10 protein-coding genes are annotated in these 15,746 nt (G+C 69.6%); 6 read left to right on the top strand and 4 right to left on the bottom strand.

The genetic code is table 11. The features are described 5' to 3' along the window. The first annotated feature begins 105 nt into the window (after positions 1-105). A complete protein-coding gene (locus ASF43_RS22925; protein WP_056186233.1) occupies positions 106-675 on the top strand; it encodes a DUF3455 domain-containing protein in 570 nt (189 codons plus the stop codon). A 160-nt stretch (positions 676-835) separates the two neighbouring features. Then, positions 836-2,581 (top strand): bifunctional diguanylate cyclase/phosphodiesterase, encoded by a 1,746-nt coding sequence (locus ASF43_RS22930; protein WP_162241850.1) that lies wholly within the window; start codon positions 836-838, stop codon positions 2,579-2,581. Here the strand turns inward: ASF43_RS22930 and treF are convergent. From treF to ASF43_RS22950, 4 genes are read right to left on the bottom strand one after another with little or no spacing between them, the layout of a single operon-like run. Next, complete coding sequence (treF, locus tag ASF43_RS22935) at positions 2,553-4,142, bottom strand: alpha,alpha-trehalase TreF (RefSeq protein WP_082498095.1); 1,590 nt, start codon at positions 4,140-4,142, stop codon at positions 2,553-2,555. The two genes, ASF43_RS22930 and treF, sit on opposite strands and share 29 nt — an antisense overlap. Positions 4,143-4,147: 5 nt before the next feature. Continuing rightward, positions 4,148-4,711, bottom strand: a complete 564-nt coding sequence (locus ASF43_RS22940; RefSeq protein ID WP_082498096.1) for an NYN domain-containing protein — start codon at positions 4,709-4,711, stop codon at positions 4,148-4,150. 47 nt (positions 4,712-4,758) lie between these two features. Continuing rightward, a complete protein-coding gene (locus ASF43_RS22945; RefSeq protein WP_056186238.1) occupies positions 4,759-5,664 on the bottom strand; it encodes a DMT family transporter in 906 nt (301 codons plus the stop codon). A 39-nt stretch (positions 5,665-5,703) separates the two neighbouring features. After that, positions 5,704-6,546 (bottom strand): outer membrane beta-barrel protein, encoded by an 843-nt coding sequence (locus ASF43_RS22950; protein WP_056186240.1) that lies wholly within the window; start codon positions 6,544-6,546, stop codon positions 5,704-5,706. 185 nt (positions 6,547-6,731) lie between these two features. Here ASF43_RS22950 and ASF43_RS22955 point away from each other — a divergent pair, with 185 nt between their 5' ends. The 4 genes from ASF43_RS22955 (at position 6,732) to ASF43_RS22970 (ending at position 15,668) form a co-directional block, all read left to right on the top strand. Further along, positions 6,732-7,745 carry a LacI family DNA-binding transcriptional regulator gene (locus ASF43_RS22955; protein WP_056186243.1) on the top strand — a complete coding sequence of 338 codons (1,014 nt, stop codon included), beginning with the start codon at positions 6,732-6,734 and terminating at the stop codon, positions 7,743-7,745. A 225-nt stretch (positions 7,746-7,970) separates the two neighbouring features. Then, positions 7,971-10,556 (top strand): beta-glucosidase, encoded by a 2,586-nt coding sequence (locus tag ASF43_RS22960; protein ID WP_056186245.1) that lies wholly within the window; start codon positions 7,971-7,973, stop codon positions 10,554-10,556. 38 nt (positions 10,557-10,594) lie between these two features. After that, positions 10,595-12,868, top strand: a complete 2,274-nt coding sequence (locus tag ASF43_RS22965) for a glycoside hydrolase family 3 N-terminal domain-containing protein (RefSeq protein ID WP_082498097.1) — start codon at positions 10,595-10,597, stop codon at positions 12,866-12,868. Between the two features lie 34 nt (positions 12,869-12,902). Next, a complete protein-coding gene (locus ASF43_RS22970) occupies positions 12,903-15,668 on the top strand; it encodes a glycoside hydrolase family 2 (protein WP_056186248.1) in 2,766 nt (921 codons plus the stop codon). Positions 15,669-15,746 lie beyond the last annotated feature (78 nt).

Genomic DNA, 15,746 nt, shown 5'->3' on the forward strand with positions numbered 1-15,746 from the left:
CGCGCTCACCGGGAGCCCGGGGGGCCAAACAATTTGTTTCAAACTGACTGCATCCATACCGGCCCCTTGCCAGTAGTACCTGCACCAACAACCCTGGAGCTCCCCATGCGCCACCTCACCGCCTCCCGCACCCTCGCCCTGTGCGGCACCGTGTCCGCCGCCGCCCTGCTCGCCGCCTGCGGCGCCATGCCCGGCGCGAACAAGACCTTCTCGCAAGCCACGCTGCCCGCCAGCATCCAGGTGCCCAGCGGCAACCGCGTGGCCATGGAAACGGTGGGCAAGGGCGAGATCCTGTACGAGTGCCGCGACAAGGCCAACATGCCCGGCCAGATGGAATGGACCTTCGTCGGCCCCGATGCGCGGCTGATGGACCGCAGCGGCAAGCAGGTCGGCCGCTACTACGGCCCGCCGGCCACCTGGGAATCGTCGGACGGCTCCAAGCTCACGGCCACGCAGCTGGCGATCGCGCCCTCCAGCCCGACCAGCCTGCCCTACCAGCTCGTCAAGGCCAACCCGGCCATGGGCAGCGGCGCCATGAGCGGCGTGACCTACATCCAGCGTGTGGCGCTGACGGGCGGCGTGGCGCCAGCCGCCATGCCGTGCTCGGCCATGAACAAGGGCCAGAAGACCACCGTGCCCTACCAGGCCGACTACATCTTCTGGAAGGCGTCCTGATCCGCTGTTGATCGCCGGGCGCGCGCCCGGCCGCCGCCGCGTTGGGGCAGTTGCCCGACATCTGGCCTGATTCGGTGCGATATTCGCGGCACCTGCGTGACCATTCATGGCGGTGACCGACCAGGGGGTCGGTCCGCCGCTGGATGCAGGCAGTCCCAACATGCATGTTTCCGACGATGTTTCCGGGCTCAGGCTCTACCAGGCCGTGGCCCGCTACCGGCTGCTGGGCTACCAGGGCAAGATCCTGGCAGCGGTGTTCCTGGGCATCCACCTGCCGCTGATCACGCTGGCACTGTGGGTCGCGCTGGACCGCACGGCCGACTGGAGCGTTTGGCTGCAGACGCTGGCCGTGGCGCTGGCGGCCACGCTGGTCGGCACGGGCCTCACGCTGTGGGTGCTGCACCATCTGCTGCGGCCCGTGACGCTCACCTCGCAGGCGTTGCGCCGGTTCCGCGACACGCGCGAACGCCTGTCGCTGCCCGTCCATTACACGGACCAGGTCGGCACGCTCATGGCCGACACCCACGAGACGCTGGCGCACCTGGAGCAGGCGCTGCACGCGCTCGAATTCGTGGACGCGGCCACTGGCCTGCCCAACCGCAAGCGCTTCGCGCGCGAGCTGCAGCAGCGCATCGCGCAGGGCGAGGTGTTCGCCGTGGCCGTCGTGCGCTTTTCCAACCTGTCGCGCATCGCAGGGACCATGGACGTGGAGCGGGCCGAGAGCGCCGCGCGCGCGGTGGCCTTGCGCCTGGGGGCCATGCCGGCTTTTGCCCTGGCGCTGTCGCGCATCGGCCCGTCCAAGTTCGGCTGCGTCTTGCTGCCCGTTGCCGGGGATGCCACGCCCTGGGCATCGGCTGCGGCCCGCCTGCGTGCGGCGCTGGATGCCTGTTGCGACGAGATACTGATCGGCGAATTCGCGTTCAAGCCGGTGCTGCAGGGCGGGTTGTCGGCCTACCCCGACGATGGGGCCGACGCCGAGCAGTTGATCGACGCGGCGGTGCATGCGGCCTCGCTGGCGCAGGCGGGCGATCCCGTGGTGCAGCATTCGGCCAAGGCCCGCCAGGCCTCGCTGGAGCATTTCCGCCTGGAGCAGGACCTGCGCCGGGCCCTGGAGCGCGAGGAGTTCGTGCTGCACTACCAGCCCGTGTTCGACCTGGCCGCCGGGCGCGCCGTGGGCGCCGAGGCGCTGCTGCGCTGGCAGCACCCCGAGCGCGGCCTGCTGCTGCCCGGCGCCTTCATCGGTGCGGCCGAGGCGTCGGGCCTGATCGAGCCCATCGGCCTGTGGGTGCTGCGCCAGGCATGCGCGCAGGTGCGCGACTGGAACGGCCAGGGCCTGGCCGGGCTGCGCATGGCGATCAACGTGTCGGCGCGGCAGTTCCTCAACCCGCTGCTGAAGGACCAGGTGCTGGCCGCGATCGCGCGCTGCAACCTGAGCCCGGCGCAGCTGGAGATCGAGCTGACCGAGACCGCCGCGATGGCCGACCACGCCCACACGCACCGCGTCTTCACGGCGCTGCGCGATGCGGGCGTGGGCATCTCGATCGACGATTTCGGCACCGGCTACGCCAGCATGAGCTACCTGCGCAAGCTGCCGTTCGACAAGCTCAAGATCGACCGCGAGTTCGTGACCGACGTGCACCAGACGCGCCCGAGCCAGGCCATCTGTTCGGCACTGATCGCACTGGCCCGCGGCCTGGGCCTGCGTGTGCTGGCCGAGGGGGCGGAGACGGCCAGCGAGGTGAACCACCTGGCGCAGCAGGGCTGCGACCTGTTCCAGGGCTACTTCTTCGCGCGGCCGGTGCCGGCGGCCGACTTCGCCCAGGCCATGGCCATGCCGGTCGGGCTGGCCGAGCCGGCGCGCCCTGCAGGGCTGCGCGTCAGCCGGCGCGCAGCCACTGGCGCGTGACGCCGTTGGTCCAGCCGAAGCCGTCCTGCAGCGGGTATTCGCCGCCTGCGCCGCCCGTGGACGCATGCGGCGGCGCATCGCGCAGCGCGTACTTCTCGACCAGCTTGCCGTCGCGCTGGTAGACCGCCTCCACGGTCTGGCACCAGCGCGTGCGGATGTCGTCGGCCAGTGCGTGGCAGCCATAGGCGGCCAGGCCCTGCACGGCCATCCACTGCAGCGGCGCCCAGCCGTTGGGCCGGTCCCATTGCTCGTCGCTGGCCAGTTCGGTGGTGGCCAGGCCGCCGGGCGCCAGCAGGCGCGCGCGCAGCGTGGTGGCCAGGCGCCGGGCCTGGGCCGGGGTGGCCGAGCCCGTGAACAGCGGCGTGACGGTGGCGGCGTTCAGGCCGGCGCGCTGCGTGGCGCCGGGCCAGTCCAGGTCCAGGAAGGCACCGGCCTCCTCGCTCCAGAAGCGGGCCTGCAGCGCGCGGCATCGCGCGTCGGCCAGCGCCTGGAAGCGGGCGGCGGTCGGTGCGTCGCCGGTCTGGGCGCCCAGTTGCGCGATCAGCGATTCCAGCTTGTGCAGCAGCGCGTTCAGGTCCACCGGCAGGATGCGCGTGGTGCAGATGCGCGACAGCGCATCGTGCCGGCCGGGCGACGCGGGCGCAGCGGCCAGCCAGCGCGTGCTGAAGTCCCAGCCGGATTCGCAGGCCGCGCGCAGGTCGCGCCAGACCTCGGCCGCGGGCCGGTTGGGCGCGGCGGCGGCGGTGGCCACGTCTTCGCGCCAGGCTTCGTCACGCGGCGTGTCGCGGTCGTCCCAGTAGCGGTTCAGCAGCGTGCCGTCGGCCAGGCGCACCACGCGACGGTGCGCCTGGCCGGGCGCGAGGCCCTCGGCGCCGTCCATCCAGAACGCGTGCTCGCGCTGCAGCTGGGGCAGGTAGCGGGCCGCGCCCTGGCCGTGGCAGCTCTCGCACAGCTCGGCCATCAGCGCGAACACCGGCGGCTGCGAGCGGCTCAGGTAGTAGGTGCGCGTGCCGTTGGGCACGTGGCCGTAGGTGTCGATGAGGTAGGCGAAGTTGTCGGTCATCGCATGCAGCAGCCTCTGGCGACCGCTGGCCGACAGGCCCAGCATGGTGAAGTACGAGTCCCAGTAGTACAGCTCCACGAACCGCCCGCCCGGCACCACGTAGGGGTGCGGCAGCGGCAGCAGCGAGCCCAGGGGCGGATGCTGGTCGGGGTGGCGCGTGAGCTCGTCCCACAGCCCGTCGATGTGCGCGGCCATGCTCTGGCCGGGTGTGAAGGCATGCGGCGCGAGGGCCGGGCGCTGCGGCTCGAAATGCTGCTGCACGAAGGCTCGCAGGTCGAAGCCGGGCTGGCCGCACGCGCGCCGGTAGGCTGCCACGATGGCCTCGGGCGCGCCGCGCGGGGCGCAGTCGGCGAAGGTCTTGCTGTCGGCGAACACGGCGCCCTGCTGCACGGCCACGAACAGCTCGGCATAGCGGTCGGCCGGCGACTGCGTGTCGGGCGCGGGCCGCTGCGCGGCGATGGCCTGGCGGGTCGCGGGCTCGGTGTGGACGCCAGCCACCGTGCTCAGGCCTGCGACGCGTCGGGCGCGGTGCCGGGCTCGCCCATGCCCATGTCCTCGACGTAGTGGAAGGCGTGGCAGCTGCTGGCCCAGTGGCGGTTGGTGTTGGGCCGCGTGCCGATGCCCACCAGCCGGCGCCCGGCGGCCTTGATCTTTTGCGCCAGCGGCATGAAGTCGCTGTCGCCGCCCACGATCACCACGGTGCCGAGGTGCGCGAAGCGGCCCAGGTCTTCCACGGTGTCCAGGCACAGCCGGATGTCGGCGCCGTTCTTGGCTGACGCACCGGGCGGGAACAGCTGCACCAGCTCCATGCCGGCGTGCAGCAGCGCGTCGCGGTAGCGGCCGTAGAACTGCCAGTTGCAGTACGCGCGGTTGATCGCGATGGGGCCGAACGAGGCCGCCAGATCGACGATGGCCTGCACATCGGCCAGCGGCTCCTGCGGCTTGAAGCGCACGTCGGCCTTCGCGTAGTGGCCCTCGCCGAACTTCGCCTCGGCCAGGCCGGCGTGCAGGTTCTCGAAGTCCCAGTAGAGGGCGACCGATGGCGCGCCGTCGCGTTCGTGGGGCATGATGTCCTTTGCAGAGCGGGCAGGCATCGTAGCCGGAGCGGTGCCGGTCAGCGCGAGCGCGACAGCAGCACGATGCCGGCCACCACCACCAGCGCGCCGGCGATCTGCACCGGCGCCAGCCACTGGCCCAGCACCGCCCAGCCGATGAACAGCGTGGCGATGGGCTCCATGTTCATGACCGGCGCGTTGCGCGCCATGTCCAGCCGCGGCACGGTGACGAACAGCACGGTGAAGGCCGCGCAGTACAGCGCCATCAGCACCGCCAGCCCGGCCCAGCCCGGCGCGTCGTGCGGAAGGACCATGCCGCCCGGCACCAGGCCGGCCGCGCCCGCGATCGCCATGCTGCTGCACACGGTCAGCATGGTGTAGAGGCTGCGCACGGCGCCGGGCACGGTGGCGAGCTTGTGGTCCGTCGTCCAGATGCCGCAGGCGAACGCCGTGGCCGCGCCCAGCGCGAAGGCCACGCCCGCGCCCCAGGCCACGGTGCTCGTGCCGGCCTCGGCCAGCCGCGTGGGCACGTCCAGCGCCAGCACCAGGCCGATGAGGATCACGCCCATCACCGCGCTGGCGCGGCGCGTGGGCCGCGGCCCGCCACAGGCCCAGGTCAGCAGCGCCAGCAGCACCGGGAACACGTTGGACACCAGCAGCGCCAGCGCCACCGGGATGCGTGCCACGGCTGAGTACAGGCACAGGCTCTGCACCGCGATCAACAGCCCCAGCAGCAGCTGCCAGCGCCGCGTGCCCGGCGGCAGCGCCAGCGGGTTGCGGCGCCAGGCCACGAGCGCGGCCAGCACCAGCAGCGTGATGCCCGAGCGGCACAGGATGGCCGCCAGCAGCCCCGTGCCATGGTCGAACGCCAGCCGCGCCGCCACATGGTTGCCGGCGAAGCCGCAGGCGATGGCGGCCAGCAGCAGCATGGCCTGGGGGCGGGGGAAGGGGGCGGGCGTCGGCATGGGGCGCGCATTGTCGCCCCGGCCTCCTGTGCGCCTGGCCTAGAACCCGGCGCGCACGAAGAGCTGCGGCCCGTTGAAGCGGTAGCGCAGCTCGCCCGAGAAATTGGAGCCGTCGCCCTCCACGCGCAGGTCGTCGCGGCGCCAGCCCACGCCCACGCCGATGTTGGGCGTCACGCGGTACAGCGCGTTGGCCTGCATGTTCAGCAACCGGCCCGAGTAGTCGCGGTAGCGGAGCTTGAAGAAGTCCACCCGGCCGTCCAGCTGCCAGTTCGAGCCGAACCGGTAGCTGCCGTACACGCCCAGCGTGGGCGCCGGCAGCGTCTCGCTGCGCCGCTCGGTGAACGCGCCCACCGCCTGGCCGTTCACGATGGCCGCACCGCTCACGCTGACCAGCATGTCGGTGACGTGTGCGCCGACCACCACGCCGAGCTCCTTGTCGGCGTCGCGCAGGAACGAGTAGCCGGCCGCCAGCCGGTAGGTGTGCGTGCGCAGGCGGGCGTCGATGTCGGCGTTGAACTGCCCGTCGCCGAAGGTGATGCCGCCGATGTCGGCGACCGAGGTACTGCTGCTGCGGTTGAGCGACAGGTACTCGAATTCGGCGCGCCAACGCTCCGAGATGCGCAAGCCCAGCAGCACCGCGGGCACGGTGCGGTGCCGCGCCAGCCCCAGGTCGCTCTCGCCGTCGATGTCTGTGCCGTTCAGCGGGCTGTCGGTGCGGTCGAGCCGGAAGTTGGAGTCGACGTTGGGGCGGTAGGCAGAGACCTGCAGCCAGACGCGCGGCTCGGGCGCGGGCGCGGTGCTCTGCGCACTGGCGGCGCCAGCGCCCAGCGCCAGGGCCAGGGGAAGCGTATGGCGCGCGCGGCGGCGAAATTCGGTATTCATCAATAGAGCCTTTCGATGTGCACACAATCGGGCCCCAAGTGTGCGTACTGATTGAGGCGGCCAGACCGATGCACCGATTCCGTTTGGCTGAACCTGGCGTAGGACGTGGCTGACGCAGCGGTGCCCAGCCGCCCATGCCGCGCCTATAGTGGCGCCCCGCGCCGCCGCATTGCCATGGACCTTCGATGACCCCTCCGCGCAAGCGCGCCGCCACCATCCGCGACGTGGCGCGTGCCGCCGATGTCTCCACCGCCACGGTCTCCAAGTACGTCAACGGCGGCCAGCGCTTCACGGCCGATGTCGAGGCGCGCATCGCGCGTGCCGTGCAGGAGCTGGGCTGGTCGCTCAACCCGATGGCGCGCGGCATGAACACGGGGCTGACCGGCAATGTCGGCATCGTGATCCTGGACATCCGCAATCCGCATTTCACGAGCATGGTCAAGGGCGCGGCGCGCGCGGCCGCCACCGCAGGGCTGAACCTGATCTTCGCGGACGCGGCCGAGAGCAAGGCGCCCGAGCTGGCCGTGCTCAAGTCGCTGAGCCGGCGCGTGGACGGCCTCATCGTCAGCGCGCGGCTGCCGCAGCCCGTGCTGGACGCCCTGTTCGACAGCGGCACGCCCGTCGTGTTCTACGGCGGGCCGTCGCCGTACCCCGATTACCACAGCGTGTGCTGCGACAACACGCTGGCCGCGCGCATGCTGGGCCGGCACCTGCGCGACACCGGCTACCGCCGCATCAGCTACGTGGGCTTCCCGGCCGCGCGCTGGAGCGCCGAGCGCTGGCGCGGCCTGCAGGACGCGTTCACGGGCCTGGACGCCAGCTTTCGCCAGTTCGACGCCGCGGCCCCCGTGGCGGAGGAGGGCGAGCGCCTGGCCTCCACCGTGCTGCTGTCGGGCGAGATGCCCGATGCCGTCGTCGCCTTCAACGACCTGCTGGCGCTGGGCCTCATGGCCGAGGCCCGCGCGCTGGGCGTGCGCGTGCCCGCGCAGGTGGCCATCGCCGGCTTCGACAACATCGCCTACGGCCGCTACTGCAGCCCCATGCTGACCAGCGTGGACATGATGAGCGAGGCCATCGGCGAAGTGGCCATGCGCCATCTGGTCGACGTGATCCAGGGCGTGCAGGGCACACAGGACGAGGTGCTGACCAGCCGCGTCATCGTGCGCGAATCGACGGCGCGGGCTGCGGGTAATCCCTGAACACCGGGCTGGTTGGTATCGATCACACTCCTCCCTCAAGGCCTCGCGCCCATTTTTTTGGCCTGCGTGGTTAACCGTTTACCTTGATGCAAGGCGTTTCTGCGATTGTTGGCAGGACTCACACGACAGGTCGTTGGCTGCCATTGTTCGTGTCAGAAGGTAACCGGTTTACATGATCGCCCCAATGCTTCGTTTTCCACCATCCACCAGACCAGGAGTCGAGACATGACCGCCACCCCCCACAAGAAAACCGCCCTGGCTCTGGCCATCGGCGTCGCGCTCACGCTGGGCATCGCCGCCTGCGGTGGTGGCGGCGACAGCGAGCCCGTGCCCGAGACCGGCAACGCCTGGATGCGCGCCTCCATCGTCGCGCGCCAGGCTGCGGCCGGCACCGACGCTGAGAAGGAAGCGGTCGCCAAGGAGCGCGCCACGCTGCTGCTGGCCGCCATGACGCTGGACCAGAAGATGCAGCAGCTCACCGGCGCCATGCCCGAGGTGCTGCCCGAGCTGCCCGAGTGCTACGGCGCGCGCCATGTCAGCGGCATCGCCGCGCTGAACATCCCCACCTTCCGCATCACCAACGGCCCCGTCGGCCTGGGCCAGAACGACTGCGTGGCCGCCAGCGTCTACGCGGAAGTGCAGGCCGGCACCAAGTCGTTCACGGCTGCCTACACGCACCCCAGCTCGGCCAAGGCCACGGCGCTGCCCTCGGCCATCGGTGCGGCGGCCTCGTTCGATCCGGCTGTGGCCACGGCCTATGGCGAAGTGATCGGCGACGAAATGAACCACCTTGCGCTGCATGTCTTCGAGGCGCCCGGCTTGAACATGGCGCGCCTGCCCGTGCTGGGCCGCAACTTCGAATATTTCGGCGAAGACCCGTACCTCACCGGCGTGATGGGCGTGGCCGAAGTCAAGGCGGTGCAGGCCAAGGGCCTGATCGGCATGCCCAAGCACTACCTGGCCAACGAGCAGGAGACCAACCGCCAGAAGATCCAGACCAATGTCGACCCGCAGGTGCTGCGCGAGATCTACATGCTGCCGTTCGAGATGACGGTGAAGGACGGCAAGGCCGCCTCGGTCATGTGCGCCTACAACTACGTGAACGGCGTGCACTCGTGCGAAAACGAAGAGCTGCTGACCAAGGTGCTGCGCGACGACTGGGGCTTCACGGGCTACGTACAGTCCGACTTCTTCTCGATCAAGAGCACGGCTGGCACCTTGCGCGCGGGCATGGACCACGAGATGCCGATCCCGCAGTTCTGGAGCAAGACGAACCTGACCAAGGCGTTGGCCGACAACAGCATCACGGTCGCCATGATCGACAAGGCGCTGGAGCGCCGGTACACGCAGACCTTCAAGTGGGGCATCTTCGACCGCGCGCTCAAGCAGACGCCAATCGACTTCGCCGCCCACGGCCAGCGCGCGCGCAGCATCGGCACCGACGCGGCCGTGCTGCTGCAGAACAACGGCGCGCTGCCCATCGCATCCACCGTGCGCAAGCTGGTCGTCATCGGCAAGGCCTCGCAGGTTTATGCACGCCAGGCCGTGGCCGGCGGCGCCATGGTCGGCCAGCCCATGGGCGCGGGCGGTGGCAGCTCGGACGTGGTGCCCACCTACACCGTGGCGCCGGTCGACGGAATCAAGGCCGCCCTGACCAGCCTGGGCAACACCGGCGCGACGGTGCAGCTCGTGCTGGTGGACGATGCCAACGCCACGGCCACCATCGACGGGGCGGCCGTGTCCTTCGCCGACGCGCTGGCCGCGGCGGGCGGCGCCGATGCCGTCGTGCTGATGGCCGGCACCATCTCCGAAGAGGGCGCAGACCGCGCCACCACGGCGGACGGCAGTTCACTGGCTTCGGCCGTGATCCCGCTCGCGCCCGCCGCCAAGGCGGGCGACGGCGGCAGCCTGGACTGGTACGCCCCCGCCTCGCTGACCTCGCCCGCCACGGCCACCGGCCCCAACGGCGTGAAGAACAGCAACACCGTGGCGCTGATCAAGGCCGTGATGGGCGCAGCCTCGACCACCGGCAAGACCATGGTGCGAAAGACCGCCCTGGTCCTGAAGGACAACGCCGGCGTGGCCATGGACCCGGCCCTGGTCGGCGCCGCCGGCCCGGCCATCCTCGAAGTCTGGTTCCCAGGCCAGGAGGACGGCAACATCGTGGCCGACCTGTTGTTTGGCAAGAAGAACCCGTCCGGCAAGTTGCCCGTGACGTTCCCACTGGCCGGCAGGGGATTCCTGGACAGTGTGACGGCCGAGCAGTTCCCCGGCGTGGTCAGCGCTGACGGCAAGACCCAGACCGTCACGTACGCGGAAAAGCTGAACATGGGCTACCGGTGGTACGACGCCAACGCCAGCGGCCAGTGCGCGGTGGTCAACGGCACCAACCCCTGCGTGGCTTTCCCGTTCGGCCACGGCCTGTCGTACAGCAGTTTCGCCACGGCTGGTGCCAGCGTGACCGCGAATGCCAACCGCAACGGCTACGAGGTCAAGGCGCGCGTCACCAACACCAGCACGGTCGCCGGTGGCGAGGTCGTGCAGGTCTACCTTTCGCTGCCCGCTTCGGCCAGCGCCGTGGGCGCGCCGCAGCCGCCCAAGCGTCTGGTTGGCTTCCAGAAGGTGCAGCTCGCGCCTGGCGCCAGCCAGGAAGTGACGGTCGCGCTGGACCCGAACGCGAGCAACCACCCCTTGAGCGTCTGGAACCAGGCCACCCGCGCCTGGGTCGTGCCCGCAGGCCAGTACACGGTCTATATCGGCAAGTCGTCGGCGCCCAAGGATCTGGTGCAGGCCGGCACCTTCACGCGCTGAGCGCCCGCATCACCTTTTCTTTCACAACGGAGACCTTCATGAAAACCTCACGCGCCCAACGCCGCATCGCCCTGCGTTCCACCGGCACCGTCCTCAAGTACAGCGTCTACGGCGCCGTGGCGCTCGCCGTCCTGGCGGCCTGCGGCGGCAGCGACGACGAAGAGATCGCGCAACCCGTCATGGGCGCGCGCGCCAAGCCGCTGCTGATGCTGGACGGCAAGCAGTTCAAGGACTCCAACGCCAACGGCAAGGTCGATCCGTACGAGGACTGGCGCCTGCCGGTGGACCAGCGCATCGACAACCTGGTGGCGCAGATGACGCTGGAGGAGAAGGCAGGCCTCATGCTGATCAACACGCTGAACGCCGGCGCCGGGGGCGCCTTGCCGGCCGCCGCCGCCAACATGATCCAGACGCAGAAGATGAGCCGCTTCGTGTTCCGCAGCGTCGTCACCATCCCGGCGACCGGCTCGCAGGTCACGCCCGAGCAGGCCGCCACCTCGCTCAACGCGGTGCAGGAGATGAGCGAGGCCACGCGCCTGGGCATCCCGGCCGTGTTCAAGTCCAACGCGCGCAACCACTACGAGAAAGACCCGCGCGTGGGCATCAACGAAGCGTCCGGCGCGTTCACCGAGTTCCCCAAGGAGGCCGGCCTGGCCGCCGCCTCGCTGGGCGCGGGCGACATGTCGCTGATCAAGAACTTCGCCACCGTGATGGGCAACGAGTGGAAGTCCATCGGCCTGCGCGGCATGTACGGCTACATGGCCGACCTGTCGACTGAGCCACGCTGGTACCGCGTGCACGAGACCTTCACCGAGGACGCCGACCTCAATGCCAACATCATGAAGACGCTGGTGCAAAACCTGCAGGGCGAGAAGATCAAGGACGGCACCTCGGTCACGCCGGAGTCGGCGGTGGCGCTCACGCTCAAGCACTTCCCCGGCGGCGGGCCGCAGGAGATGGGCTTCGACCCGCACTACGCGCACGGCAAGAACCAGGTCTATCCGGGCGGCAACTTCGGCTACCACCTCAAGCCCTTCCTCGCGGCGATGGAGGCCGGCGTGTCTGCCGTCATGCCCTACTACGGCGTGCCGATCAACGTCACCTACGAAGGCGTGACCTACGAGCAGACCGGCATGGCGTTCTCCAGGCAGATCGTCACCGACCTGCTGCGCGGCAAGCTGGGCTTCAAGGGCTACGTGAACTCGGACACCGGCATCATCAACGACCGCGCCTGGGGCCTGGAGAAGAAGTCCGTGCCCGAGCGCGTGGCCGCGGCCATCAACGGCGGCACCGAGACGCTGTCGGGCTTCAGCGAGAACAAGACCATCACCGACCTCGTGGCCGCCGGCCTGGTCAGCGAGGCGCGCGTCACCGAAGCCGCCAAGCGCCTGCTCAAGGAACAGTTCCAGCTCGGCCTGTTCGAGAACCCGTATGTGGACGCCAGCAAGGCCGACGCCGCCATCGGCAACGACGCGAACCGCGCGGTGGGCATGGACATCCAGCGCAAGTCCATCGTGCTGCTGCAGAACCAGGACCAGGGCACCGGCGTGAAGACGTTGCCGCTGAAGGCCGGCGCCAAGGTCTACACCATGGGCCTGGCCAAGACCGACACCGACAAGTACGGCTACGCCGTGACCGACGGCGAGGCGTTGGTGGGCGGCGTGCGACCCAGCGCTGCGGGCCACGACTACGCGGTGATCCGTGTGGAGGTGTCCAACAACAAGCTCATCCCCGGCACCAACACCCGCGCGACCAGCACGTACAAAAGCGATGACCCGGCCACCGGCGGACGCATCAATCCCGCGACCGGCCGCACCTGGGGCTCGGACGACCGCTGCGTCAACAAGGCGGCGTATTCCGCCGAGGACGCAGCCCGGGCCTGCCTGGACAACGGCCTGGGTTTCGGCGGCTCCTTCCCGTGGGAGAACGGCAAGATGTCGTTCACCGAGATGGCGGCGGCCGAGTCCTGGCTGGTCTCGCCCTCGCTGGACCAGATCCAGGCCGTGATGAACGAAGTCGGCGCCAAGAAGACCGTGCTGGCCATCTACTTCCGCCAGCCCTATGTGCTGGACGACGCCAGCGGCCTGAAGGGTGCGGGCGCCATCGTGGCGGGCTTCGGCGTGAGCAACACCGCGCTGCTGGACGTGCTGAGCGGCAATGTGCTGGCCACGGGCGCTGCGTTCAAGCCGCAGGGCAAGCTGCCGTTCGCGTTGGCCAACAACTCCAAGGCCATCGTCGACAACCTGCCCGACGTGCCGGGCTACCCGGCGGCCGATACCTTGTTCCCGTTCGGCTTCGGTCTGACCTACTGAGCTCCGCGTTCACTCGAAACCACAGGACATCCCCATGCAACACCATTCCCTGAGCGCCGTTGCCAAGGCCATCCTCGCCGTCTCGCTGACGGCCGCGCTGGCCGTCGGCTGCGGCGGCAGCGACAACGACGACAACGGCAACCAGGCGCCGGTCGTCTCGCTGGACGCCGTGCGCAGCAGCACCGCGCTCGACCGCAACTGGCGCTTCGTGTTCGACGACGGACTGTCCGACGAGCAGGCGCTCGGCGCCAACACGTCGAACTGGTCGCAGGTCAGCCTGCCGCACACCTGGAACGCGACCGACGCGGCGACCACCGCGCAGTCCACGCCCTCCACGCCCACCTACCAGCGCGGGGTCGGCTGGTACCAGCTGGAGTTCGACGCGGGCGCTGCCACGTCGGGCACCAAGTGGCTGCAGTTCGACGCAGCCAGCATCACGGCCGACGTGTGGCTGAACGGCACCAGGCTGGGCCAGCACCGTGGCGCGTTCACCGCGTTCCGCTTCGACGTCACGGGCCTGCTGAAAGCCGGCAAGAACGTGTTGGTCGTGAAGACCGACAACCGCCGCGCGACCCGCGACGGCGAGCCGAACGCCATCGCCCCGTTGAGCGGCGACTTCAACATGTCCGGCGGCCTGTACCGCGGCGTCTCGTTGATCTCCACGCCGAACAAGGCGCACATCGCGCTGGGCGACCTGGGTGGGCCGGGCATCTATGCCAGGACCGCGTCGGTCAGCGGCAGCAGCGCCGTGGTCAACGTGGCGACCAAGCTGGAGAACACGCTGGCCGCCGCCGGCACCTACACCGTCACTGCATCGCTGCTCGACGCAGAAGGCAAGGCGGTCAAGCAGACCGCCTCCAGCTCCATCGCGCTGCGGCCCGGCGAGAAGGCCACCGTCTCGCAGGACCTGAACCTGGCCGATGTGCGCCTGTGGCAGGGCCTGGCCGACCCCTACCTGCACAAGCTGGTGGTCGAGCTCAAGGACAGCGCAGGCGCATCCATCGACAAGGTGGTGCAGGACTTCGGCGTGCGCGAGATGCGCTTCGATGCGAACAACGGCTTCTTCCTGAACGGCAAGAGCGTGCCCCTGCATGGCGTGAACATGCACCAGGACATGCTGGGCAAGGCCTGGGCCGTGTCGCACGAGGACATCGACCGCTCGTTCGAACTCATCAAGGAAGTCGGCGCCAACACGCTGCGCATGGCCCACTACCCGCATTCGGACTACGCCGTGCAGCAGGCCGACAAGCTGGGCCTGGTGGTGATGGCCGAGCTGCCGTATGTGAACGCGTCGGCCGTCGGCGGCCGTACGGTGGACCCGGAGACCACCGGCTTCGCCGAGAACGCGCGCGAGCAGCTGCGCGAGCTGATCCGCCAGAAGTTCAACAACGCCTCGCTGGGCATCTGGTCGGTCGGCAACGAGGTGCAGGGCGGCGACGACGCGCAGAACAATGTGCGCGCCATGTTCAAGAGCCTGCACGATACGGCCAAGGCCGAGGACCCGGGCCGCATCACCACGCTGGCCAACCAGATCAACCGCAGCGGCGACGTGATCCGGCCGGACGCCATCACGCTGACCGGCGTGACCGACAGCTTCAGCGTGAACCGCTACTTCCAGTGGTACTACGGCCAGTCGGAAACGCAGCTGGGCGAGAACCTGGACCAGATCCACGCCGCCAGCCCCTCGCAGCCCATCGGCGTGACCGAGTACGGCGCCGGCAGCGGCCTGACACACCACACCGACAACGTGCGCGGTGGCCGCGTGTGCTCCAGCGACACCAGCGGCTCCACGCGCATCTGCTACCAGCCAGAGGGCTATGCCAACTACGTGCACGAGAAGGCCTACGAGCAGATGGTGCAGCGCCCCTACCTCATGGGCACCTGGATCTGGAACATGTTCGACTTCGGCTCGGGCAACCGGCACGAGGGCGACATCGGCCAGACCAACACCAAGGGCATCGTGACCTTCGGGCGCGACGTGAAGAAGGACGTGTTCTTCTTCTACAAGGCCAACTGGTCGGCCGCGCCGGTCACCTACATCGCCGAGCGCCGCCACACCGAGCGCGTCTACAAGACGGCGCAGGTCAAGGTGTACAGCAATGCGGCGTCGGTAGCGCTGCGCGTGAACGGCGTGGAGGTGGCGCGCAAGTCGGCGGCCGAGTGCCCGGTCAAGGTGTGCAACTTCGGCGACGTGCCGCTTGCGGCCGGCACCAACACCATCACCGCGGTGGGGCAGCACGGCACCGAGAGCGTGACCGACTTCGTGAACTGGAACCTGTCGGCCCAGCACGCGGCCAACGTCTACATCGCTGCGGGCCAGCTCACCAGCGGCCTGGACGCGAACGACCCGCTGCTCGGGCGCAACGTGTACGGCTCGGACAACTACTTCCTCGACGGCGACCTGCCGCCCCTGTCGGGCCGCAGCAACGTGGGACTGTCGGCGGCCATCGCCATCAATGGCCTGGGCACGACGACGATCCCGGAGACCGGGCGTGTGTGGGACATGTGGCGCGAGGGCGCGAATTTCACCTACGAGATCCCGGTGGCCAACGGCAACTACAAGGTTACGCTGGGCTTCCTGGAGCCGACCGTGACCACGGTGGGCGGGCGCGTCTTCAACGTGAACGCCGAAGGGGTGGCGGCCATCTCCAACCTGGACATCTTCCAGAGCACCGGTGCCATCAGGACGGCCACGGCACGCAGCTTCACGGCCACCGTGGCCGATGGCAAGCTCACCCTGAACTTCGTGGGCGTGCAGGGCCGGGCCATCGTGTCGAACATCGCTGTCGAGCGGCAGTAGCAAGGGGCTGGCCGCCGGCCGGCGTGCCAGCCGGCGGCAGCGGCGCGATCGGTCCGCACAACGCGGACCGGTCAGCGC

This window comes from Pseudorhodoferax sp. Leaf267 (assembly GCF_001422405.1).
Lineage (GTDB): Bacteria > Pseudomonadota > Gammaproteobacteria > Burkholderiales > Burkholderiaceae_C > Pseudorhodoferax.

Coding starts and splice junctions, on each gene's coding strand:
- ASF43_RS22940 (WP_082498096.1), bottom strand. CDS start 4,711: ATGCCCCACGAACGCGACGGCGCGCCATCGGTCGCCCTCTACTGGGAC.
- ASF43_RS22955 (WP_056186243.1), top strand. CDS start 6,732: ATGACCCCTCCGCGCAAGCGCGCCGCCACCATCCGCGACGTGGCGCGT.
- ASF43_RS22950 (WP_056186240.1), bottom strand. CDS start 6,546: ATGAATACCGAATTTCGCCGCCGCGCGCGCCATACGCTTCCCCTGGCC.
- ASF43_RS22965 (WP_082498097.1), top strand. CDS start 10,595: ATGAAAACCTCACGCGCCCAACGCCGCATCGCCCTGCGTTCCACCGGC.
- ASF43_RS22970 (WP_056186248.1), top strand. CDS start 12,903: ATGCAACACCATTCCCTGAGCGCCGTTGCCAAGGCCATCCTCGCCGTC.
- ASF43_RS22960 (WP_056186245.1), top strand. CDS start 7,971: ATGACCGCCACCCCCCACAAGAAAACCGCCCTGGCTCTGGCCATCGGC.
- ASF43_RS22930 (WP_162241850.1), top strand. CDS start 836: ATGCATGTTTCCGACGATGTTTCCGGGCTCAGGCTCTACCAGGCCGTG.
- ASF43_RS22945 (WP_056186238.1), bottom strand. CDS start 5,664: ATGCCGACGCCCGCCCCCTTCCCCCGCCCCCAGGCCATGCTGCTGCTG.
- ASF43_RS22925 (WP_056186233.1), top strand. CDS start 106: ATGCGCCACCTCACCGCCTCCCGCACCCTCGCCCTGTGCGGCACCGTG.